The sequence below is a fragment of the Micromonospora sp. NPDC049081 genome (genome assembly GCF_040648835.1).
Taxonomy (GTDB): domain Bacteria; phylum Actinomycetota; class Actinomycetes; order Mycobacteriales; family Micromonosporaceae; genus Micromonospora; species Micromonospora antibiotica.
Genome location: NZ_JBEZEK010000017.1, coordinates 1 through 22,701, shown reverse-complemented (window position 1 = coordinate 22,701; position 22,701 = coordinate 1). Strand labels below are relative to the sequence as shown.

Here is a 22,701-nt window from a genome sequence, read left to right as displayed (position 1 = left end):
ATCCAGGATGTAGTGGGCTCGTAACGGTGAGATGCCACTACATCGTGGAACGAGCGCGATCTTGGTTGGCCTCGACGTCGCCCACCCCACCGACGTGCCCCGCACGGGGAGGGATGGGCCGGTCGTCAGCGAGCATCGGGGAAGAGCGTGGGGCGAGTGGGGACGCGCGTGGTGGGGATGAGCGTGGCGGGCGAGTGGGGGACGCATTGGGGGCTCTTCCGGGTGTCGTAGGGGTTGGCCCCTTCACAAACCGATGACCGAACGATTACATTGGCGCACATCCATGGGAGCGCTCCCGCGACTCCTTCGGTTCTCTCACCACCACCCGCCTCCGGCGGCGCTCACCACCCGCGACGCCCCCGTCCCCGCGTCCGGTGGGCGCCGCCGGAGGCACCACCGACAGGAGTTTCGCCATGCAGCACCCGAACCGGCCGGGCCGGTCGGGCGGGGGCCGACCTCGGCTCCGCCGCCTGTTCGCCACCGGTGTCGCCCTGACCAGCGGGCTGGCCCTCGCCGTCAGCGCCCTCCCGCTCACCGCCGGCGCCGCTCCCGCTGGGGCCGAGCGCGCCGGGGCTGCTCCCGCCGCTGCCGAGCGCGCGGCTGCCGAGCGCACCACGGTTGCCGAGGCCGCCGGCACCGGCATGTTCAACTACCCCGAGGCGCTGCAGAAGTCGTTGCTGTTCTACGAGGCGCAGCAGTCCGGCAAGAAGCCGTCCTGGAACCGGGTCTCCTGGCGGGGCGACTCCGCGCTGACCGACGGGGCGGACGTCGGGGTGGACCTCACCGGCGGCTGGTACGACGCCGGTGACCACGTGAAGTTCGGCTTTCCGATGGCGTTCAGCGCCACCATGCTGGCCTGGGGTGCGGTCGAGTACCGCGACGGGTACGTCGCGTCAGGCCAGCTCACTCCACTGCTGAACAACCTGCGCTTCGTCAACGACTACTTCATCAAGGCGCACCCCTCGGCCAACGTGCTCTACGGGCAGGTCGGTAAGGGCGACGACGACCACAAGTGGTGGGGTCCGGCCGAGGTGCTGCCGATGGCGCGGCCCGCGTACAAGATCGATGCGAGCTGTGGGGGTGCGGACCTGGCGGGGGAGACGGCGGCGGCGATGGCCGCGTCGTCGATGGTGTTCCGGCCCACCGACGCCGCCTACGCCGACAAGCTGCTCACCCACGCCAAGCAGCTCTACACGTTCGCCGACACGGTGCGTAAGAGCTACCACGAGTGCATCACCGACGCGACGAGCTTCTACAAGTCGTGGAGCGGCTATCAGGACGAGTTGGTCTGGGGCGCGATCTGGCTGCACCGGGCCACCGGCGACGCCGCCTACCTGGCCAAGGCCGAGAGCGAGTACGACAAGCTCGGCACCGAGCCGCAGTCCACCACCCGGTCCTACAAGTGGACCCTCGCCTGGGACAACAAGCAGTTCGGGGCGTACGTGCTGCTGGCCAACCTGACCGGCAAGCAGAAGTACGTGGACGACGCCAACCGGTGGCTCGACTACTGGACGGTCGGCGTCAACGGCCAGAAGGTGCCCTACTCGCCGGGCGGGATGGCCGTCCTCGACTCCTGGGGTGCGCTGCGGTATGCGGCGAACACGAGCTTCGCGGCGTTGGTCTACAGCGACAAGACCACCGACGCCACCCGCAAGGCCCGGTTCCACGACTTCGCCGTCCGGCAGGTCAACTACGCGCTCGGCGACAACCCGCGCAAGTCCAGCTACATGATCGGGTTCGGTGCCAACGCGCCGAAGAACCCGCACCACCGCACCGCGCACGGTTCCTGGTGGGACAGCCAGACAGTGCCGGTGGAGACCCGGCACGTGCTCTACGGCGCGCTGGTCGGCGGCCCGTCCTCGGCCAACGACGCCTACTCCGACAGCCGGTCGGACTACGTGATGAACGAGGTGGCCACCGACTACAACGCCGGTTTCACCTCCGCGCTGGCCCGGCTCTCCCAGGAGTACGGCGGCGCCCCGCTCGCCAACTTCCCCACCGCGGAGACCCCGGACATCCCCGAGCTGACCGTGGAGACCACGGTGATGCAGGCCGAGCCCCGGGCGACCGGGCTCAAGGCGGTCGTCTACAACAAGTCGGCGTTCCCGGCGCGGGCGCTGACCAACGGGAAGTTCCGTTACTACTTCCGGCCCGAGGGCAGCACCGCCGTGCAGGTCACCCCCGGCTACACCCAGGGGTGCCCGTCGCCGTCGACCGCCAAGCAGCTCTCCGGCGACATCTGGTACGTCGAGGTGGACTGCACCGGCTACACGATCGCCCCGGCCGGGCAGTCGCAGCACCGGATGGAGGTGCAGTTCAAGATCGGCGTACCGGAGGGTGGCACCTGGGATCCGACCAACGACCCGTCGTACCAGGCCACCGCCGGCCCGAACCCGAAGGTGCCGCTGTACGCCGGGACCACCCGGGTCTGGGGTGACGAGCCGACCTCGACGCCGACCGACACCACCCCGCCCACCGTCCCCGGCACCCCGGTCGCCTCCGCGATCACGCCCACCGGCCTGACGTTGACCTGGCCCGCGTCCACCGACACCGGTGGCAGCGGCGTGGCCGGCTACGACGTCGCCATGGAGCCGGTCGGCAGTGACGTGCGCTCCACCTTCCGTACCACCACCAACAGCCTGACCCTGACCACGCTCTCGCCCGCCAGCAACTACCGGTTCTCGGTCCTGGCGCGCGACGGTGCCGGCAACAGTTCGTTGTGGTCGTCGGCGCTCGCGGTGGCCACCCCGGCGGGCACCGGTTCGGACACCAGCGGGCCGACCCCGCCCGGCACCCCGACCGCGTCGAACATCGGCGCGAACGGGGTCACCCTGAGCTGGACGCCGTCCACCGACAACGTCGGGGTCACCGGCTACCGGGTCTACAAGACGTCCTGGCCGGCCCATCTCGTCGTCGCCACGAGCACCGGCACCACCGCCCAGGTGACCGGGCTGACGCCGGACACGTCGTACGGGTTCTACGTGGTGGCGGTGGACGCCGCCGGCAACCCGTCCACCCCGTCGAAGACGCTCACCGTGCAGACCCTGCCGGGCACCTCGACGCCGACCCCGACGCCGACCTCCACCCCCACACCCACCCCGACCCCGACCACGCCCGCCTCGTCGTGCAAGGTCGGTTACACCACCACCGACTGGACCAACGGCTTCACCGCCAGCATCAGCATCACCAACACCGGTACGACCGCGCTCAACGGTTGGAGCCTGGCCTTCACCTTCCCGACCAGCGGTCAGAAGGTCAGCCAGGGCTGGTCGGCGACGTTCGCCCAGACGGGGGCGGCGGTGACGGCGACCAGCATGAGCTATAACGGGGCGTTGGCCCCGGGCGCGTCCACCAGCATCGGGTTCAACGGCACCCACACCGGCAGCAACCCGAAGCCGACGAGCTTCACCCTCAACGGGGCGGCCTGCACGGTCTCCTGATCATCGACCTGACGTGGCCGGCACCGCACCCTGGGTGACCGGCCACGTCTCGTCGGAGCGTGGTCGGCCAAAAATGTTCCGATACTTTTCCGAAACATCTTTGTTCTGGCCGGCACATGATGGAAACATCGACGGCACTAGATGTGACAACCGATACGTCCGGCCGTCCCGTCCCGACGGCCCGGCTGTTGGCCAGCAAGGAGGCCACGATGGCAACAAGCCCATCCGTTCACCACGGCGGGAGCCGGCGACGGCGACCACCCGCCGTCCGGGCGCTGCTCGCCGGCGCGGTCAGCGTCGTGACGGTGGCAGCAGTCGCGGTGATGATGCCGTCGGCGAACGCCGCCGCGACCACGCTGGGCGCGGCCGCCGCGCAGTCGGGCCGGTACTTCGGCACGGCTATCGCGGCCGGCCGGCTCGGCGACTCGACATACAGCACGATCGCCGGCCGCGAATTCAACATGATCACGGCCGAGAACGAGATGAAGCCGGACGCGACGCAGCCCCAGCGCGGCCAGTTCAACTTCAACTCCGGTGACCAGATCTACAACTGGGCCACCCAGCGTGGCCTGAAGGTCCGTGGGCACACCCTGGCCTGGCACGCGCAACAGCCCGGCTGGATGCAGAGCCTGAGCGGCAGCACGCTGCGCCAGGCGATGATCGACCACATCAACGGCGTGATGGGCCACTACAAGGGCAAGCTCGCCGCGTGGGACGTGGTCAACGAGGCGTTCAACGAGGACGGCAGCCGCCGGTCGTCGAACCTCCAGGGCACCGGCAACGACTGGATCGAGGTGGCGTTCCGCACCGCGCGGGCCGCCGACCCGTCGGTGAAGCTCTGCTACAACGACTACAACATCGAGAACTGGTCGTACGGCAAGACGCAGGGCGTCTACCGCATGATCCAGGACTTCAAGTCCCGGGGCGTGCCGATCGACTGCGTCGGCCTGCAGACCCACTTCACCGGCGGCAGCTCGCTGCCGAGCAACTTCCAGACCACGCTGTCCAGCTTCGCCGCCCTCGGGGTTGACGTGGCGCTGACCGAGGTCGACGTCACGAACTCCTCCACCACCCAGTACGCCGGGCTGACCCAGGCGTGCCTGAACGTGCCGCGCTGCATCGGCATCACCGTGTGGGGCGTGCGCGACAGCGACTCCTGGCGCTCCAACGAGAACCCGCTGCTGTTCGACGGCGGCGGCAACAAGAAGGCCGCGTACAACTCGGTCCTCAACGCGCTCAACGCGGCGCCGCCGACCTCCGGGCCGACCACGGGCCCGCCCACCACGCCCCCGCCCACCACGACCCCGCCGCCGAGCGGCGGCGCCGGACGGATCGTCGGCGTGGCGTCGAACCGGTGCATCGACGTGCCGAACTCCACCCAGACCAACGGCACCCGGGTGCAGCTCTACGACTGCAACAGCCAGTCCAACCAGCAGTGGACGTACACCAGCAGCAAGCAGCTGCGGGTCTACGGCACCAAGTGCCTGGACGCGAACGGCGCGGCCACCGCCAACGGCACCGGGATCATCATCTGGGACTGCAACAGCGGGGCCAACCAACAGTGGAACATCAACGCCAACGGCACCATCAGCGGTGTGCAGTCCGGCCGCTGCCTGGACGTCTGGGGCACCGGTAACGGCCAGCAGGTCCAGCTGTACGACTGCCACGGGCAGACCAACCAGCAGTGGCGCACCGACTTCGGTGGCAGCAACCCGCCCACCACCGCGCCGCCGACCACGCCGCCGCCGACCACCACGCCGCCCCCGGGCGGTGGCTGCGCGCTCCCGTCGACCTACCGGTGGTCGTCCACCGGCGCGCTGACCAGCCCGAAGAACGGCTGGGTCTCGCTCAAGGACTTCACCAACGTCGTCTACAACGGCAAGCACCTGGTCTACGGCTCGTACGTCAACAGCAGCGGCCAGTACAGCTCGATGAACTTCGGCACGTTCACCAACTGGTCCGACATGGCCTCGGCCAGCCAGAACGGCATGAGCCAGGGCACCGTGGCGCCCACCCTGTTCTACTTCGCCCCGAAGAACATCTGGGTGCTGGCGTACCAGTGGGGGCCGACCTCGTTCAGCTACAAGACGTCGAGCGACCCGACCAACGCCAACGGCTGGTCCTCGGCGCAGACGCTGTCCACCGCCACCCTCCCGGACGCCCCGTACGGGGTGATCGACCAGACCCTCATCGGTGACGACCAGAACATGTACCTGTTCTTCGCCGGTGACAACGGCAAGATCTACCGGTCGAGCATGCCGCTGGGGAACTTCCCGGGCAGCTTCGGTTCGAGCTACACGACGATCATGACGGACTCGACCAACAACCTGTTCGAGGGCGTCGAGGTCTACAAGGTGCAGGGCCAGAACCAGTACCTGATGATCGTCGAGGCGATCGGAAGCCAGGGGCAGCGCTACTTCCGGTCGTTCACCTCCAGCAGCCTGGGGGGCTCGTGGACCCCGCAGGCCACCAGCGAGAGCAACCCCTTCGCCGGCAAGGCCAACAGCGGTGCCACCTGGACCAACGACATCAGCCACGGTGACCTGGTCCGCACCAACCCCGACCAGACCAAGACCATCGACGCCTGCAACCTGCAACTGCTCTACCAGGGCAAGGACCCCAACGCGAACACTGACTACAACCTGCTGCCGTGGCGGCCGGGTGTCCTCACCCTCCAGCGCTAGGCGTACCTGCGCCCGCGCAACGACCGGGGCGTGTCCGGCACCTGAGGGTGCCGGGCACGCCCCGCCCGGTTTCAGTCGGCCAGCTCCTCCGCGAGCAGGTCCATCAGCAGCGCGTCGTGCCAGCGCCCGTCCGCGCCCCGCTCGTAGCGGCGCATCACGCCCACCGGGCGGAACCCCACCTTCGCGTACGCCCGGATCGCCGCCGTGTTCGCCGCCGCCGGATCGATGGTGAACCGGTGGTGGCCGTACTCGTCGACCAGGTGCCGGACCAGGGTGCGGACCGCGTCCCCGCCCAGCCCGTTGCCGCGTACCGCCGGATCGAGGAAGACGTCCAGGCTGGCGTGCCGGTAGTCCGGGTCGGTCTCGGCGTACCACTGGATCGCCCCGACCAGCCGGTCGGCGTGCTCGACGACGTAGACCGTCACCGTGTCGTCGGCCAGGTCGGCCCGCACCGACGCGGCCAGGTCGTCGCCGCCGCGCCACCAGCGGCGTACCTCCGGGGTGGCCCGGATCGTGGCCAGGGCGGGCACGTCCGCCTCCGTCACCGGCCGCAGCGTGACCGCCCGCCCGCGCAGCACGCCTCAGCCCCGCCGCTCGCCGTGCTCGACGCAGACCGCCGACCAGCCGACCGGCAGCACCTGCACCTTCATCCGCCGTCGGCAGTGCCCGCAGTAGCGGGGCGGCTCCAGCACCCGGGCCGTCGCGCACCCCGGGTGCGGGCCCGCCGTGGCGTCCGCACCACAGCGGTCGCACCAGGTCGCGTCCGACGTCAGCACGGCGGACTCCGCCGTACGGCCGTCGGTGGTCGGGTCACCCGTGTCGGTCATCATCACCTCACAGGGTGGCGGAGAGGGCCTTGACCGGCATCTTCAGGTCGTCGAGCAGCTTCAGGTCGTCGGTCGCCGGCCGACCCAGCGTGGTCAGGTAGTTGCCGACGATCACCGCGTTGATGCCGCCCAGCAGACCGTCGCGGGTGCCCAGGTCACCGAGGGTGATCTCCCGGCCGCCCGCGTACCGCAGGATGGTGCGCGGCATGGCCAGCCGGAACGCGGCGATGGCCCGCAGCGCGTCCTTGCCCTCCACCACCGGCCGGTCCCCGAGCGGGGTGCCCGGACGCGGGTTGAGGAAGTTCAGCGGCACCTCGTGCGGGTCCAGCTCGGCCAGCTGCGCGGCGAACTCGGCGCGCTGCTCCACGGTCTCGCCGAGGCCGAGGATGCCACCGCAGCAGACCTCCATGCCGGATTCGCGGACCATCCGCAGGGTCTCCCAACGCTCCTCCCACGAGTGCGTGGTGACCACGTTCGGGAAGTAGGAACGGCAGGTCTCCAGGTTGTGGTTGTAGCGGTGCACGCCCATCTCGACCAGGTCGTCGACCTGCTCCTGGCTGAGCATGCCCAGCGACGCGGCGACCTGGATGTCGACCTCCGCGCGGATCGCGGCGACCCCCTCGCGCATCTGCTTCATCAACCGGTCGTCCGGCCCGCGTACGGCGGCCACGATGCAGAACTCGCTCGCCCCGGTCGCGGCCGTCTGCTTCGCCGCCTCGACCAGCGACGGGATGTCCAGCCAGACCGACCGGACCGGCGAGGTGAACAGGCCGGACTGCGAACAGAAATGGCAGTCCTCCGGGCAGCCGCCGGTCTTGAGCGAGACGATCCCCTCGACCTCGACCTCCGGGCCGCACCACCGCATCCGCACCTCGTGGGCGAGCTGGAGGGCGGCGGGGACGTGCTCGTCGGGCAGGGTCAACACCGCGAGGACACCAGCCTGGTCGAGGCCGACGCCGTCGCCCAGCACCTGGGTCCGGGCCTGGTCGAGGATCTCTGGCATGGGTCGTACCCTACAAGGCCGCCGCGGGCCGGGAAACGCCCGAGCCGCCGCCCACCCACCGCTCGGACCGGGCCCCCGCCGACCCCGAGCCACTGCCCCGACCGGGCCCCCGCCGACCCCGAGCCGCCGCCCGCTCGCCGCCCCGGTCCCGGCCCCGCCGACCCCCTCGACCGGCTCCGTCCCCACCCCCGCACGTCGGTGCGGCGGGCCCGCCGCCACGCCGGTGCCGGCCCGGCGGATGGTAATTTCGCCCGGCGGCGACAGCGCCGCCCACCCGCCCGGCGGCACGAGCCGGGCGGGGTCGGTCGTCCGGCGACAGGCGTCGGGCGGGACGGCACGCCGGGCGGCACGGGCCGGGCGGAACGGGCCGAACGGCGGACGGAGGCGATGACCGGTGGCGGACTGGCTGGCGGCCCTGGACCGCCGCGCCGCACTGCGGGCGAAGGCGGGACTCACCCGCACCCTGCGCCCCCGCGCCGCCGGCGACCAGGTGATCGACCTGGCCGGCAACGACTACCTGGGGCTGGCCACCCACCCGGAGGTGGTCGCCGCCGCCGGCCGGGCCCTCGCCGGGTACGGGCTGGGCGCCACCGGTTCCCGGCTGGTGCGCGGGTCCACCGACGTCCACCACGCGTTGGAGGACGACCTGGCCGACTGGCTCGGCGTCGACCGGGCACTCGTCTTCTCCTCCGGATACCTGGCCAACCTCGCCGCCGTCCGGGGCCTGGTCCAGCCGCGTACCCTGCTCGTCTCCGACGCCCACAACCACGCCTCACTGATCGACGGCTGCCGGATCTCCGGCGCGGAGACGGTGGTCACCGCGCACGCCGACGTCGACGCCGTGGCCGCCGCGCTCGCCGCCGCGCCGGGCCGCCCGGCGGTGGTGGTCACCGAGTCGGTCTTCTCCGTCGACGGTGACCTCGCCCCGCTGGCCGCGTTGCACGCCGTGGCCCGGCAGCACGGTGCGTTGCTGCTGGTCGACGACGCGCACGCGCTCGGTGTCACCGGTCCGGCCGGGGCCGGCGCGGTGGCCGCCGCCGGGCTCGCCGGTGCGTCGGACGTGGTGGTCACCGCGACCCTGTCCAAGGCGCTCGGTGGGGCCGGTGGGGTGGTCGCCGGTCCGGCCGAGTTCGTCCGGCACCTGGTCGAGACCGGGCGTACCTTCATCTTCGACACCGCGCCGCCGCCGTCGGTCGCCGCCGGGGTACGGGCCGCCGTGGCGGTGGCCCGGGCCGCCGACGACCTGCGGGCCGAGCTGGCCGACCGGGCCCGGCACGCGGTACGCCGCCTCGGCGCGGCCGGGCTGACCGTGTCCGCCCCCGACGGCGCGGTGGTCTCGGTGACCGCCCCCGGCCCGGAGGCCGCCACCGCCTGGGCGGCCGACTGCCGGGCCCGGGGCGTCGCCGTCGGCTGCTTCCGCCCGCCGTCCACCCCGGACCACCGCTCCCGGTTGCGCCTGACGCTCTCGGCCGGGGTCACCCGAGCCGACTTCGAACACGCCCTGGAGGCCATCGTGGAGTGCGCCCCGCAGTCGCGAGCTGAGGTGGTGCCCGTGAGCGCGAGGAGTGAGCCGGGTTTGCGAGCCCCGCAGTCGCGAGCTGAGGTGGTGCCCGTGAGCGCGAGGAGTGAGCCGGGTTTGCGAGCCCCGCAGTCGCGAGCTGAGGTACTGCCGTGAGCGTGAGGAGTGAGCCGGGTTTGCGGGCCCCGCAGTCGCGAACCGAGATACTGCCGTGAGCGGGTGGAAGGGCGCGGTGCTGGTCACCGGGACCGACACCGAGGTCGGCAAGACGGTGGTGACGGCGGCGATCACCGCTGCCGCGCAGGCCGCCGGCCTGCGGGTCGCGGTGGTCAAGCCGGGCCAGACGGGTACGGCCACCGGCGAGCCCGGCGACATCGACTCGGTGACCCGGCTGGCCGCCCCGCTGACCGGTCGCACCCTGTCGAGTTACCCGGACCCGCTCGCCCCGCTGGCGGCGGCCCGGGTCGCCGAGTTGGAGCCGCTGGAGCTGTACACGGCCGTCGATGCGATCCGCGCGGAGGTCGACAAGCACGACCTGGTGCTCGTCGAGGGAGCCGGTGGGCTGCTGGTGCCGATGGGGCTGCGCCCGTCGGGCGAGGCGTGGACGGTCGCCGACCTGGCGGTGTCGCTGGGCGCTCCGGCGGTGGTGGTGGCCCGGGCCGGGCTCGGCACCCTCAACCACACCGCGCTCACCCTGGAGGCGTTGGAGCGTCGGGCCGTGCCCGCCGGGGTGGTGATCGGTGCCTGGCCGGCGGAGCCGCAACTGGTGCACTGGGCGAACCTGACCGAGTTGGTGCCGAACCTGCTCGGCGCGCTACCGACCGGTGCCGGGTCGATGGACCCGGGGGTGTTCCGCCGGTCCGCCCCGGGTTGGCTCACCCCCGACCTGTACGGGGTGCTCGACGACTGGCGCACCTGGGCCGAGGACGCCGGCTGAGCGGTCCGCCGCCGGTGCCCTCATTCGGTGGCGGGGACGGGCCGGGGCTGGTCGTCCTGCGCCGGCCGTGGGGCGACGACCTGCACGCTGACGTCGGCGTCGCGGTTCTGCGCCTCGACCCAGGCATCCAGGGCGGTACGGCAGGCGTGGTCGACGTGCCGCAGGCCGCCGAGGTCCAGCCGTACCCGCCGGTCGTCGGGCAGCCCGTCGAGGGCGGTCAGGATGGTGGGCAGCCGCAGGAAGGTGGCGTTGCCGCTGATCGCCACGTGCACCGGGTCGACGTCGTCGTGCACGGTGACCCGGACGTGGGACGTCTCCCAGGCGGTCTTGACCACGGCCAGGCCGAGGCCGACGAGCACGCCGGTGAACAGGTCGGTGCCGAGGATCGCGACGGCGGTCACCACCAGCACCACAGCTTCGCCCCGGTGCTCCCGCCACAGCTCGGGCAGGGCCCGCCACGGCAGCAGCTTGCATCCGGCGTGCACGAGCACGGCGGCGAGCGCGGGCATCGGAATCAGCCCCACCAGGCCGGGCACGGCGGCGACGAAGAGCAGCAGCCACACCCCGTGCAGCACCCGGGACGCCTTGGTCCGCGCCCCGGCCCGGACGTTGGCGGAGCTGCGTACGATGACGGCGGTCATCGGCAACGCGCCGAGCAGGCCGCAGACGGTGTTGCCGGTGCCCTGGGCGACGAGTTCCCGGTCGAAGTCGGTGCGCGGCCCCTGGTGCAGCCGGTCGACGGCCGCCGCGCTGAACAGGCTCTCCGCCGAGGCGACCAGGGTGAACGTGACGACGGTGGCGAGCAGCCCCGGGTCGGTGAGGGCCGTCCAGTGCCCGAACGACGGTTGGATCGCCGCGAGCAGGCCCTCCACCTCGATGGTGGCGACCGGTAGCCGCAGGACGGCGCTCACCCCGGCGACCGCGACGACGGCGACCAGCGCCCCGGGGACCAGGCCCGGCCGGCCGGGCAGGGTGTCCCAGAGCAGCATGACCACGATCGTGGCTACTCCGACGGCGAGCGACACCTGTGCCGTGCCGGAGCCGGTGAGGTCCCCGACCAGGTGGGGCAACCCGGTGAAGCCGGCGAGGCCGGTCGGTGGGGTGTCGGCGCCGGCCAGGACGTGGAGCTGACCGGCGATCAGCAGCAGGCCGATACCGGTGAGCATGCCGTGCACCACGGCCACCGAGATGGCCCGGAACCACCGGCCGAGCCGTAGCAGGCCCAACCCGATCTGGAGCAGGCCGGCGACCAGCACGATGGTGCCGAGGCCGGCCAGCCCGTACCGGTCCACGGCCTCGGCGACGAGGACGGTCAGCCCGGCGGCCGGTCCGCTCACCTGGAGACTGCTGCCCGGCATCACCCCCACCACCAGCCCACCCACCACCCCCGTCACCAGTCCGAGCTCGACCGGTACGCCGGAGGCGACCGCGATCCCCACACACAGCGGCAACGCCACCAGGAACACCACCAGCGACGCCGGCAGGTCTCCCCGAACCGCCGCCCACCTCACCTGACCCCACCCCCCACGCGCCCTGCCCACCCCACCCATCCCACCCGCCTCGCCCACCCCACCCGCCCCACCCACCCCACCCGCCTCGCCCCGGTGATCAAGAGCTTTGCGTCACCGTTGATCTCCGTTTTGACCAAAACTTCTTGATCAACCCAGGAGGGCGGGGGTGGGGTGGGGGAGTGGTGGGGGGTTGGGGTGGGGTGCACGCTGACCTCCCGGGTTGGTGTGGCGCCGGGCGTCACGTGGGTTCAACCCGTCGTGGTGAGTGACGGTTACGCCTGTTTGGGCAGGTCGGCAGGGTGATGCGTGGACGTCATCAGCTCGAAAGGGGCCGACTGGGACACCGGTGCCGGCGAATCCGGGCAGCGGGGCCGGGTGTACCTGCCCCGTTCATCCGTACAGCGGGGCCGGTGTACCTGCACCGGCGGCGGGCCCGGGGCGGGGCTCAGGTCGGGCGGGTGTCGGCACGGCGGACCACGAAGGCGTCGGGCATCCGGAAGGTGAGGTTGTCCGGGCACCACGGTGGACGGACCACCGTCACCGCGTCCAGCAGCGGTGCGGCCTCGGCGACCACCACCGCCGCTTCCAGCCGGGCCAGCTGCGCGCCGACGCAGCGGTGCGCTCCCGCCCCGAAGGCCAGGTGCCGGCGTGACCCGCGCTGCCCGGGACGGAACCCGGTCGGCTCGGCCACCACCTCCGGGTCGCGGCCGGCGCGGGCCAGCCACAGCAGCATCGAGCTGCCCGCCGGCACCGGTGTGCCGCCCAGCGTGGTGTCCGTCGCGGCCACCCGTCGCCAGGTGACGATCGGCGGTTCCAGCCGCAGGCCCTCCTCCACCACGTCGGCGACCGCGACGGTGCCGGCCCGCAACCCGGCGCGCACCCCGGGTTCGCCGGTGAGCCGGTGCAGCAGCAGGGTCAGGAACTGGCTGGTGGTCTCCTGCCCGGCGACCAGCAGGAAGAACAGCGCCCCCACCAGCACGTCGGGGGAGTGCCCGGCGGCGCGCAGCCGGGCCGCCAACCCGCCACCGACGGCGGCGAACTCCCGCAGTACGGCGTGGAAGCGGCCCACCTCGACGGCGAGGGTCTGCTGCCGGTCGACGTCCAGCGGGGCCCAGAACAGCTCCAGGGCCGCCCGCGCGAAGTCCTTCACCGCGCCGACCGGTGCGTCCGGCAGTTCCACCAGCCGGGCCAGTGCCAGCAGCGGCAGGTCGGCGGCGAGCCGGGCGTGCAGGTCGACCGGCCGACCGGCGGCCAGGTCGGCGGCGATCCCGGCCACCCGGTTCCGTACCAGCGCCGTCAGCCACGGCCGTTGGGCGGCCACCCGGTCCGGGTGCAGCGCCTCGGCGACGATCGCCCGGATCTCCGGGTGGCTGGGGCCGGCGTTGTTCGCCAGCGTCGGCGGCAACCGGAACCGGTGCCCGGTGAGCACCCGCAGCGCGGCCACCGGGATCGGCGTCACCGCGTCCAGGGCGTTGTCGGGTCGCCAGGTCACCGCGTCGGCGAGCACCTGCCGGACCAGCGCGTGCCGGGTCACCACCAGGTGTACGCCGCCGACCCGGTCGACGACGGTGGCCACGTCCGGCCAGGGCCCGTCGACGGCCCCCTCCCACCCCCGGAACAGCACCCGGTCACGCTAGCGGGCGGCTCCCGGCGGCGCGGGATCCAGCTCCCACACCGTGGTGTGCTTCACCCGTACGCTCTCCAGCGCCTCCGGCACCGGCACGTCGTAGCCGGCCAGCTCGTGGAAACGTTCCCGGGGCAGGAACGCCCGCCCCGGGTCGCCGACCAGCACCCGGGCACCGGAGCGGGCGGCCCGCAGCAGGAAGCGCAGCACCCGACGGGCCATCGCCTCGCTGTAGAAGACGTCCCCGGCGAGCAGCACCTGCGCGTCCCCGGCATCGCCGTCGAGGACGTCGGCCAGTTCGGCGTCGACGCGTACCCCGTTGGCGGCGGCGTTGAGGGCGACGGCGGCGACGGCCCGCTCGTCGATCTCCACCGCCCGCACGGCCGCCGCGCCGGCCCGCGCGGCGGCGATGGCGACCAGGCCGGAGCCGGAGGCGAGGTCGAGCACCCGGCGGCCGGCGACCACCTCCGGGTGGTCGGTGACGTACCGGGCCAACCCCTGCCCACCGGCCCAGGCGAAGGCCCAGAACGGCGGCGGCTGGGCGCTGCGGAACTCGCCCTCGGTCAGCTCCCACAGGCCGATCGGCTCGTCGGCCTGGTGCAACAGCACCTCGGGTACGAAGGCGACCGGGGCGAGCCGGGCGTGCAGCCGGACGAAGGCGGCGGAGAGTTCGGACACCCGCCCAGGATGTCAGTCGCACGTCGGCCGGCCCGGTGCACCCTCACCGCCGGCCGATGGTGCTCCCCACACCGATCCTCGGCGTGTCGGAGGTCGCGGGTGACCGGTTCACCACTGTCGGTGTTAACCCGCCCCGCACTTGCCGCTCGGCGCGAACACGCCCGTCTACCGGCTTCCCCATCCTGCTCATAGCGTGGCGAGTGGACAAGACCGACGGGAGGACGAGGCGGTGGTGATGGTGTGGCGGAACGCGCTACGGGTCGGGGCGGTGCTGGCCTGCCTCACGGGGACAGGGCTCGCCGGGCCGGCACCGGCATCGGCGGCGGACCGCTTCGCCACCGAGCTGAGCGGCCTGCCCGACGAGTTCACCGCCGGTGACCAGGTACGAACGGTCTCGGCGGTGGTGTCCCGCAAGGGCAACGGCGGATGTGTGAAGGTCCGCTGGTCGATGGTGCTCTCGGTGCAGGGGCTACGACTGGACCAGGTCAAGATGGACCGGATCGAGGAGACCGGCTCGTTCCCGCTCGACATCCGGGCCGAGGGGGCGGTGGCCCGGCTGACCGACCGGCAACTCGACCCGGGCACCCTCTGCCCGGACCGCACTGTCACCGCCACCTACCGGGTGGCCTTCGCCGAGGACGTCACCCGGGGCCGGATCACCCTGGCCGCCGAGGCGTACGACCCGAACCTGCGGCTGCTCGCCCGGCAGAGCGCCACCCGGCAGGTCGTCGGCACGGCACCTGCGCCCACCACGGCGGCACCCGAGCCGACCAGCGCGTCGCCGGAGCCGACCGAGGAGGTGCTGGAACCGACCGGGGAGGAGACCGAGCCGACCGAGGAGGCGCTCGCCGAGGTGCCGCCACCGCCCGCGGCGAACCGTTCGGCCAACCAGAGCGGCGGTTTCGGTCTGGTGCAGGCGGCCTTCCTGCTCGGTGGGCTGCTGCTCTTCCTCGGCGTCGGCCTGCTGATGCGGCTGCGACAGCTGACCCGGACCGCCGCCGACGGGGTGGAGGGCGATGCCCGCCCGGTCCGTCGACCGGTCCGGTGGACCACCGTCCGACGGTGATCGGGGGCCGCCGGGGCCGGGTGGCGCCACCACCCGGCCCCGGCGGGTTTCACTTCCCGAACACCTGGAACTCGGCGACGCGTACCTGGTCGCGCGCCGGGCTGGCGGTGGCGCAGTCGGTCTGGGTGGCCGGGTCGTCGTCCTGCTCACCGGCGTACGCGGGCCCGCCGGTGCACTGGCTGGCCAGCACCTCCAGCCGCACGTGGGTGGCGACGGTGGTCGGCACCCGGAACGACCGCAGGATGATGTCCCGGCTGTAGGCCCGGTACTTCCCGCCGGGGAACGCGTCGTCGGCGCTGGTGTAGACCCGGGTCCAGCGGGCCGGGTCGGCACAGTCGGTGGTGCTCGCGTCGCAGGTCGACACCGCGAACGACCGCAGCGCGCTCAGGGCGTTCTGCGCGCCGGGGTCGGCGTCGCCGGTGATCGCCGGGCGGAGCATGGCGCTGACGTTGACCCGCTGCACCGGCTGCGGCGTGCCGCCGGGCAGTGTGACGGTGACCCTCTTACCGGCGACCCCGGTCAACGACGCCCAGTTGGTGGCCTCGGTGTCGTCGCCGATCCGGTCCAGGTTCACCCCGTCGCCGGTGATCGTCGCCCCGGACGTGGTGGACGCCAGGTTTCGGCTCAGCCGCAGGTCGACGTACCCCTGCTGGCCGGCCTTGGCGACCACCTCCAACCGCTGGTGGCCGAACCCGGGGGCGACCGCCAGCACCTGGTACGTCCCGGCGACGGCCTCGAAGGTGGCCGGCAGCGGGGTGGCCGGGTCGGTGTCGGCGACGGGGGTGGCCCGCGCCTCGTAGTCGCCGACGTAGAGCCGGATCGGCGCGTCCGTGCTGTCGCCCCGGGGGCGCAGGGTCAGCGTGGCGTTGCCCCCGGAGGGGCTGGCGAAGCTGGGCGTCGGGTCGGTGTCGGCGGCGCCGACGGTGGCGGCGTCGCGGCCCATCCCGGAGCGGGCGAACTCGGCCCAGATCAGCTCCTGGTTGGCCCCGCCGAAGCGCAGCCGGTCGGCGGTGAGCAGATTGTCCCGCATGTCGAGCATGCTGACCTGGCTGGCCGCCTGGAGCAGGAACGAGTCGAAGACCAGCTGCACCCAGCGCCGGTTGCCCGGGCAGTTCTCGGCGGCCACCCGGCCCTGGGCGCAGTCGAGCTGCCGCGCCGGGGTGCCCAGGCCGTACTTCTTGACCAGGGCGGCGCGGATGCGGAAGTTGGTCGCACCCCAGATCTCCCCGTCGGCGTGCACGGCCGGGCCGCCGGTGTTGTAGCCGACGTCGGAGTAGTTGAGCGGGCTGCGGCTCAGGTCGTAGTTGCGGATGCCGCTGACCAGGTTGCCGGTGACGTAGCCGCCGGTGACGAAGGGCGTCTCACCGGGGGCGCGCAGGCCGTGCTCGTAGAGGTACTCGGCGGCGAGCAGGTCGCTCCACGACTCACCCATCGCCCCGCCCTGGTGCCCGCTGATCCCGCTGTCCGGGCCGGCGATCATCCGGTTGGTGATGGCGTGGGTGTACTCGTGGCCGATCACCGTCATGTCGTAGTCGCCGTCCACGCACGGCGGGTACGGCCCACCGGCCTGCGGCTGCCACAGGTACATGTTGGTGGTGGGCAGCAGCCCGTCGCGCGGGGTGGACTGGTTGGCGTTGTTGCGGTTGCCGCTCAGCGCGCCCTGCTGGGCCCGCCCCTGCTCGGCGTCTCCGCCCAGGCCGGCACCGCTGACGTTGACCGCCTGGAGGTTCCAGGTGGCCTCGGTGAAGCCGAGGTGCCAGGCCCAGTCGTGCATCCGGTTGTGCATGGCGAACAGGTTGGCGGTGGCCGCGTCGGCGTCGTTGCGCTGGGCGGAGGTGAACGCCGCCGGGTTGCAGCGGGACTGGTGCCACTGGTCGGTGAACGGGTACTCGTAGCGCCGGTCCGGGCGGGCGGGGGCGTTGACCAGCGGGCTGCCGGCACCCCAGGAGACCACCGTGTTGGCGGAGTTGCCCCGGGTGGTGCCGGTGGGGGCTCCGGTGGCGAGGTCGACGTCCCAGGGCTGCCCGCTGGCCGGGTCGCGGAAGGCGGCGACACAGTCGGGTGCGGGGCTGGCGCACCAGCGGACCCGGGGGTCCTGCCCGGGGGCTAGGTCCTGCGGCGGGGTGGCCGGGTAGACCGCCCAGCTCGGGTTGTCGGAGTCGAAGTCGACCAGGTCCTCGCGGATCAGCACCTTCCCGCTGATCGCGTCGACGTAGGTGGTGAAGGCCGCCGGGTGGTCGCTGTCGCGGCCGATCAGGGTCACCTCGTAGGCGGTCCGGTTGCCGTCGAGCGGGGTGGGCACGACGACCGGCCGCACCTGGTGGCTGGCCACCCCGGCGGCGTCCAGGCCGGCGTCGGCGAGCGCGGCGTCGTACGCCTGCGCGGCGGTGCGGGTGGCCGGGGCGGGGGCGGAGGTGTCCCGGGACAGCGAGGAGCTGACCGAGAGCACGGTGCCGTCGGCGACCGCCACGGTGACCAGGCCGTCGTGGCCGGCGGGCAGGTCGCCGAAGCGCTGCCGCAGGGTGACCACCGCGCCGTCGCCGACCGGGCGGACCAGGAGGCGGTCGAGGGCGGCGACCGCGTCGGCGTCCAGCCCGAACAGGTCCCGCTGCTGGGTGAGGTAACGCCGGGCGGCGGCCTCCGGGTCGGCGGGCAGGCCGGTGGCGAGCCGGGCCGGGCCGAGGGCGTGCGGGGTGCCGAGCCGGTTCCACCGCACCGGGACGCCGGTGGCCCGGGCCAGGCTGCGCTGGCGGGCGTCGGGTGCGGCCGTACCGGTGCGGTTGTCGACGTCGGCGCCCTGGTGGCGGTCGTCGGCGAACGAGCCGGAGCGGCCCGGGGCCGGGGCCGCGGTGTCGCCCGGTGCGGCCGTGGCGGTGCCTCCGCCGGGCAGCAGGGCGGCGACCACGGCGGCGGTCGCCAGTACGGGAACGAGCCGGCGTCGGTGCCGGCTCGTTCGGGGTGTCCACTCCGGTCTGGGCACGGAACCTCCTTGTGGGAGCGGGGACCGGCGCGACGCCGGCCCGGCGCAGGCGTGGTTACGCATGCGCATTCGTGGATACCAGGCGGATCGGGTGGGGGCAATGGCGCGCGGTGCGCGGATCAGACGAGTTGGGCGGGCTCGAGGCCCAGCTCCCGGGCGGTGACCAGCCGGATCCACTCACCGAACTGTCGCCGGGAGATCACCCGCTCGTGCACGGCGAGCTGGACGGCGAGCCCGTCCATCACCGCGTTGATCCGCCAGGCGGCCCCGGCCGGGTCGGCGCACTGGAAGGTGCCGTCGGCCACCCCGGCCGAGATCACCGCCGCCAGGTCCTGCCGCCAGCGCAGGTCCAGCCGGCGGCAGACCTTTTCCAACTCGGGGGTACGCAGGGACTCCGCCCACCCGTCGATCCACATCGCCCAGGGGCGGCCGGTGGGGGTGTAGAGGCGCAGGATGCGCCGGAGCTTGGTCAGCGGCGGGGTGGCGGAGCGCAGCACCGCGTCCAGTCGGGACAGTTCCTGCTCGACGGCGTACGCGAAGGCCTGGGCGAGCAGCCGTTCCTTGGTGGCGAAGTGGTAGAAGACCAAGGCCTGGCTGACCCCGGCGGCGGCGGCCACGTCGGCGGTGCGGGTGTTGGCGAGTCCACGCTCGACGATCACGTCGCAGGCTGTGCGCAGCAGGGAATCCAGGCGGACATCGGCGGCGGCACGTCTCGTCACGCCGCTACGGTAACCCATCGACACGACCACAGGGAGTTACCGACCCGACCGATCGGGCAGGTGTCAGTCGGAAGCCGGACAGCGTCCCACCGGCGCGTCGGATGGCTTCCCGACCTGTTCGGTGACGGTGCGACAGATCGGGGCACCGCCACCAGCCGACTTTCCTAGGACGCCCTGGCGGTGGTGGTGGCGCTCACCCCACCGCCCCGGACGCGCCGTCCGTCGACCCGATTTGGCATCGGTCCGACCGCTCGGCTAGAGTTTCCATCCGTCACCGGGTGTGTCCCGGAGGCAAGCGGACGTAGCGCAGCTGGTAGCGCATCACCTTGCCAAGGTGAGGGTCGCGGGTTCGAATCCCGTCGTCCGCTCGGAGCTGCCGCCACGCACGACGGGGGCAACCTCGGTGGGGTGGCCGAGAGGCGAGGCAACGGCCTGCAAAGCCGTGTACGCGGGTTCAAATCCCGTCCCCACCTCGGTAACAAGCACGGGCGATTGGCGCAGTGGGAGCGCGCTTCCTTGACACGGAAGAGGTCACTGGTTCAAACCCAGTATCGCCCACACGGTCAGTAGGACCACCTTCCGCGCCCGGAAGGTGGTCCTACTGCTTTTCCCCGCCGGCCCCGCCACCGGCCGGGGCGTACCGCACCCCGCCGGATGCCGGGGAAGTCGACCCCCCGGTCCGGGCGGCCTCCCGGCTCGTGGGAGGTCAGCGCTCAGCGTCGATGCGATGTCTATCCTTGCTCCGACTCTGCCAAGGGACGTCGCGACGCCGGGTGGGTGTGGTGTGGGGGAGACCGGTCGGGAGGCGCTGCTCGCGTTCGCCGAGGAGTTGCGACGGCTACGCCAGCTCGCCGGCGGGCCGTCACTGAACACCCTGGTGGCGGTCGCCGCGCGGCGGGGCAGGCCACTGGCCCGCTCCACCCTCAGCGACAAGCTCAACGCCAAGTCGTTGCCGGACTGGGACTTCGTCACCGGCTACCTGGGCGCCTGCGTCGCGTACGCCGAACAGGCCGGCACCCGGTTGCCCGCCGACCTGACCGACCCGGCCAGGTGGGAGACGGCCTACTGGCGGTTGCGGGACGCGGCACGGGCCGACGGCCGGCGGGCCGTCGCCCCCACCGACCGGGACCGACCGGCACCCGCCGGGACCCCGCCACCGCAACCGGACGGGCGGACCCCGGAGTTCGTCCCCCGGCAGCTCCCCGCGGCGGTCCGGCACTTCGCGGGTCGGTCCGCGGCGCTGGCCACCCTGACCGCGCTGCTCGCCGAGCCGGCCGGCCCGCCGGGCACCGTGCCCATCTCGACCATCTGCGGCACGGCCGGGGTGGGCAAGACGACCCTCGCCGTGCACTGGGCGCACCAGGTCACCGACCGGTTCCCCGACGGGCAGCTCTACGTCAACCTGCGCGGGTACGACCCCGACGCGCCCGCACTGGCCCCGGCGGAGGCGGTGGCCGGGTTCCTGGAGGCGCTCGCGGTGCCCCCGGAGCGCATCCCGGTGGGGCTGGCGTCGCAGGCCGCGCTGTACCGCAGCCTGCTCGCCGACCGGCGGATGCTGGTGCTGCTGGACAATGCCCGTGACGCCGACCAGGTGCGTCCGCTGTTGCCCAGCTCCCCGGGCTGCCTGGTCCTGGTGACCAGCCGTAACCAGCTGCCGGGGCTGGTCACGGCCGAGGGCGCCCGTCCACTGTTGCTGGACCTGCTGTCCCCGGCGCAGGGACGCGAGTTGCTGTCCCGGCGGCTGGGTGCGGTGCGGGTCGCGGCCGAGCCGCAGGCGGTGGACCGGATCGTCGCCGCGGCGGCCGGCCTGCCGTTGGCGCTGGCCATCGTGGCTGCGCGGGCCGCCACCCACCCGGACTTCCCGCTCGCCCGACTCGCCGCCGAGCTGACCGCCACCCGGGGCGCCCTGGACGCGTTCAGCGACGGCGAGGCCGGCAGTGACGTGCGGGCGGTGCTGTCCTGGTCGTACCGGGGTCTGGACCCGGTGGCGGCCGGCCTGTTCCGGGCGCTCGGGACGCACCCCGGCCCCGACGTGTCGGTGGCGGCAGCCGCCAGCCTCGCCGCCCTGTCGACGGCCGAGGTGCGTCGGCCACTGGCGGTGCTGACCCGGGCGAACCTGCTCACCGAGCACACCCCCGGCCGGTACACCCTGCACGACCTGCTCCGGGCGTACGCGGTCGAGTCGGCCCTGCAGACCGACTCCGCCGGTCTGCGCCGGGCGGCGCTCGGCCGGCTGCTCGACCACTACCTGCACACCGCCTACGCGGCAGCTCTGCTGCTGCACCGGCACCGCGACGACATCGACCTGCCGGCGGCGCGACCCGGGGCGACGGTGGTCGAGCCGGCCGACCGGGACGAGGCATGGGCGTGGCTCGCCGCCGAACACCGGGCGCTGCTCGCCGCGATCGACCTGGCGGCCGAACACGGCTGGCCGACCCACGCCTGGCAGCTGGCTTGGAGCGTCAACACCTATCTCGACCGGGTGGGGGCCTGGCCCGACCAGTCCCGTGTCCAGGAGGTGGCGCTGCGGGCCGCCACCGCAGCGGTCGACCGCGACGGTCAGGCCCGCGCCCACCGCAACCGGGCCGTCGCCTGCCTGCGCCTCGGCGCGTACGACGAGGCCCACGACCACCTGGAACGTTCCCGGCACCTGTACGCCGAGCTCGGTGACCGGGTCGGCGGCGGCCGGACCGAGCTGAACCTCGGCATCCTCGCGGAACGGCAGGGCGACCACCGGCGGGCACTCGAACACGCGCAGCGGGCGCACCGGCTGTTCGAGGCCGCCGGGCATGCGCAGGGGCAGGCCAACGCGCTCAACAACATCGGCTGGTACCACATCCAACTCGGTGACCATGCCCGCGCCCTGGACTACTGCGGGCGGGCACTGACGCAGCAGCAACAGACCGGGAACCGGTACTGGGAGGCGCACGCCTGGGACAGTCTCGGCTATGCGCACCACCACCTCGGCCGGCACCGCGAGGCCATCGACTGCTACCGGCACGCGCTCGCGCTGTGGCGGGAGACCGGCGAGCGGTACTTCGAGGCGATCACGCTGATGCACCTCGGCGACAGCCAGCAGGCCGCCGCCGAGCCCGACGCCGCCCGGGTCGCCTGGCGGCACGCCCTTGAGGTGCTCGACCGGCTCGGTCACCCCGACGCCGCCCAGGTGCGGGAGCGGCTCACCGGTCCACCGGCCCCGCAGTAGGGGCCGTCGGCGCAGGACACCCGTGGGCCGCGGGGTGGCGTCGGGTGACATGGCCGGGGCGTGCGGCGTGCCGGGGCGGGGTCGGCGGGGCGGGCGATCTTGCCATCGGGTAGAGTTCACCCCGTCGCCGGGGAAACCGGGCGGCACGCGGACGTAGCGCAGCTGGTAGCGCATCACCTTGCCAAGGTGAGGGTCGCGGGTTCGAATCCCGTCGTCCGCTCTCGACCACGGGCGATTGGCGCAGTGGGAGCGCGCTTCCTTGACACGGAAGAGGTCACTGGTTCAAACCCAGTATCGCCCACCAGAGAATCACGAAAGCCCCGGCTCCACTGAGCCGGGGCTTTCGCGTTGGTCAGCCGTTCGGGTGTGGGTCAGCTGTTCCAGTGCTGGGCGACGAGGTCGGCGGCCTGCTGCTCCCACTGGGCGTAGTGGTCGGGGTACGCCGACACCTGGACGGTCTGGGCGGCCTTGGTCAGGGGCATGTCGTGCCAGCCGTCGACCTGCTTGA

13 protein-coding genes, 5 tRNA genes and 1 pseudogene are annotated in these 22,701 nt (G+C 73.0%); 11 read left to right on the top strand and 8 right to left on the bottom strand.

Annotation, left to right across the window (positions count from 1 at the left end; all coding sequences use genetic code 11):
* The first annotated feature begins 413 nt into the window (after positions 1–413).
* Together AB0B63_RS22545 and AB0B63_RS22540 are read left to right on the top strand one after the other, a co-directional pair.
* Positions 414–3,440, top strand: coding sequence for a glycoside hydrolase family 9 protein (locus tag AB0B63_RS22545; RefSeq protein ID WP_357021786.1), 3,027 nt, complete (start codon positions 414–416; stop codon positions 3,438–3,440).
* 209 nt (positions 3,441–3,649) lie between these two features.
* On the top strand, positions 3,650–6,124 hold the full coding sequence (locus AB0B63_RS22540) for a non-reducing end alpha-L-arabinofuranosidase family hydrolase (RefSeq protein ID WP_357021783.1): 2,475 nt from the start codon (positions 3,650–3,652) through the stop codon (positions 6,122–6,124).
* 71 nt (positions 6,125–6,195) lie between these two features.
* Here the strand turns inward: AB0B63_RS22540 and AB0B63_RS22535 are convergent, their stop codons facing one another.
* Genes AB0B63_RS22535 through bioB form a run of 3 tightly spaced genes read right to left on the bottom strand, consistent with a single transcriptional unit; the run spans position 6,196 to position 7,954 of the window.
* The gene (locus AB0B63_RS22535; RefSeq protein WP_208570753.1) at positions 6,196–6,702 is read right to left on the bottom strand and encodes a GNAT family protein; all 507 of its coding nucleotides are present in this window, start codon (positions 6,700–6,702) and stop codon (positions 6,196–6,198) included.
* 3 nt (positions 6,703–6,705) lie between these two features.
* Positions 6,706–6,951: a hypothetical protein gene (locus AB0B63_RS22530; RefSeq protein WP_357021957.1), complete on the bottom strand. Its 246-nt coding sequence runs from the start codon at positions 6,949–6,951 to the stop codon at positions 6,706–6,708.
* A gap of 7 nt (positions 6,952–6,958) precedes the next feature.
* Entirely contained in the window at positions 6,959–7,954 is a 996-nt protein-coding gene (gene bioB, locus AB0B63_RS22525) for a biotin synthase BioB (protein ID WP_208570754.1), read from the bottom strand.
* A 394-nt stretch (positions 7,955–8,348) separates the two neighbouring features.
* Here bioB and AB0B63_RS22520 point away from each other — a divergent pair.
* Positions 8,349–9,482 (top strand): annotated as a pseudogene (locus AB0B63_RS22520) (8-amino-7-oxononanoate synthase); the annotation flags it as partial.
* 223 nt (positions 9,483–9,705) lie between these two features.
* Positions 9,706–10,410 (top strand): dethiobiotin synthase, encoded by a 705-nt coding sequence (gene bioD / locus AB0B63_RS22515; RefSeq protein ID WP_219470807.1) that lies wholly within the window; start codon positions 9,706–9,708, stop codon positions 10,408–10,410.
* Between the two features lie 20 nt (positions 10,411–10,430).
* On the opposite strand, the gene AB0B63_RS22510 is transcribed toward bioD, so the two are convergent.
* The 3 genes from AB0B63_RS22510 to AB0B63_RS22500 all read right to left on the bottom strand — a co-directional run bounded on the left by AB0B63_RS22510 (position 10,431) and on the right by AB0B63_RS22500 (position 14,223).
* Complete coding sequence (locus AB0B63_RS22510) at positions 10,431–11,921, bottom strand: SulP family inorganic anion transporter (RefSeq protein WP_357021779.1); 1,491 nt, start codon at positions 11,919–11,921, stop codon at positions 10,431–10,433.
* Between the two features lie 445 nt (positions 11,922–12,366).
* Positions 12,367–13,545 (bottom strand): cytochrome P450, encoded by a 1,179-nt coding sequence (locus AB0B63_RS22505; RefSeq protein WP_357021776.1) that lies wholly within the window; start codon positions 13,543–13,545, stop codon positions 12,367–12,369.
* Between the two features lie 9 nt (positions 13,546–13,554).
* The gene (locus AB0B63_RS22500) at positions 13,555–14,223 is read right to left on the bottom strand and encodes a 50S ribosomal protein L11 methyltransferase (RefSeq protein WP_357021773.1); all 669 of its coding nucleotides are present in this window, start codon (positions 14,221–14,223) and stop codon (positions 13,555–13,557) included.
* A 193-nt stretch (positions 14,224–14,416) separates the two neighbouring features.
* On the opposite strand from AB0B63_RS22500, the gene AB0B63_RS22495 reads away from it, so the two are divergent.
* Positions 14,417–15,289, top strand: coding sequence for a hypothetical protein (locus AB0B63_RS22495; protein ID WP_357021770.1), 873 nt, complete (start codon positions 14,417–14,419; stop codon positions 15,287–15,289).
* Positions 15,290–15,338: 49 nt separating this feature from the next.
* Here AB0B63_RS22495 and AB0B63_RS22490 read toward each other — a convergent pair whose 3' ends face one another.
* On the bottom strand, positions 15,339–18,269 hold the full coding sequence (locus AB0B63_RS22490; protein ID WP_357021767.1) for a M36 family metallopeptidase: 2,931 nt from the start codon (positions 18,267–18,269) through the stop codon (positions 15,339–15,341).
* A 119-nt stretch (positions 18,270–18,388) separates the two neighbouring features.
* On the bottom strand, positions 18,389–18,988 hold the full coding sequence (locus tag AB0B63_RS22485; protein WP_208570759.1) for a TetR/AcrR family transcriptional regulator: 600 nt from the start codon (positions 18,986–18,988) through the stop codon (positions 18,389–18,391).
* Between the two features lie 295 nt (positions 18,989–19,283).
* Here AB0B63_RS22485 and AB0B63_RS22480 point away from each other — a divergent pair.
* The 6 genes from AB0B63_RS22480 (at position 19,284) to AB0B63_RS22455 (ending at position 22,497) form a co-directional block, all read left to right on the top strand.
* A tRNA-Gly gene (locus AB0B63_RS22480) sits at positions 19,284–19,356 on the top strand.
* Between the two features lie 34 nt (positions 19,357–19,390).
* A tRNA-Cys gene (locus AB0B63_RS22475) sits at positions 19,391–19,461 on the top strand.
* 13 nt (positions 19,462–19,474) lie between these two features.
* Positions 19,475–19,546: transfer RNA gene (locus AB0B63_RS22470), tRNA-Val, on the top strand.
* A gap of 226 nt (positions 19,547–19,772) precedes the next feature.
* Complete coding sequence (locus tag AB0B63_RS22465) at positions 19,773–22,193, top strand: tetratricopeptide repeat protein (RefSeq protein ID WP_357021764.1); 2,421 nt, start codon at positions 19,773–19,775, stop codon at positions 22,191–22,193.
* A gap of 147 nt (positions 22,194–22,340) precedes the next feature.
* Positions 22,341–22,413: transfer RNA gene (locus AB0B63_RS22460), tRNA-Gly, on the top strand.
* A 9-nt stretch (positions 22,414–22,422) separates the two neighbouring features.
* Positions 22,423–22,497, top strand: a tRNA-Val gene (locus AB0B63_RS22455).
* Positions 22,498–22,701: the final 204 nt, after the last annotated feature.

Excerpts from the sequence above, each read along its gene's own strand:
- AB0B63_RS22540 (WP_357021783.1), top strand. The coding sequence starts at position 3,650 with ATGGCAACAAGCCCATCCGTTCACCACGGCGGGAGCCGGCGACGGCGA.
- bioB (WP_208570754.1), bottom strand. The coding sequence starts at position 7,954 with ATGCCAGAGATCCTCGACCAGGCCCGGACCCAGGTGCTGGGCGACGGC.
- AB0B63_RS22530 (WP_357021957.1), bottom strand. The coding sequence starts at position 6,951 with ATGACCGACACGGGTGACCCGACCACCGACGGCCGTACGGCGGAGTCC.
- AB0B63_RS22545 (WP_357021786.1), top strand. The coding sequence starts at position 414 with ATGCAGCACCCGAACCGGCCGGGCCGGTCGGGCGGGGGCCGACCTCGG.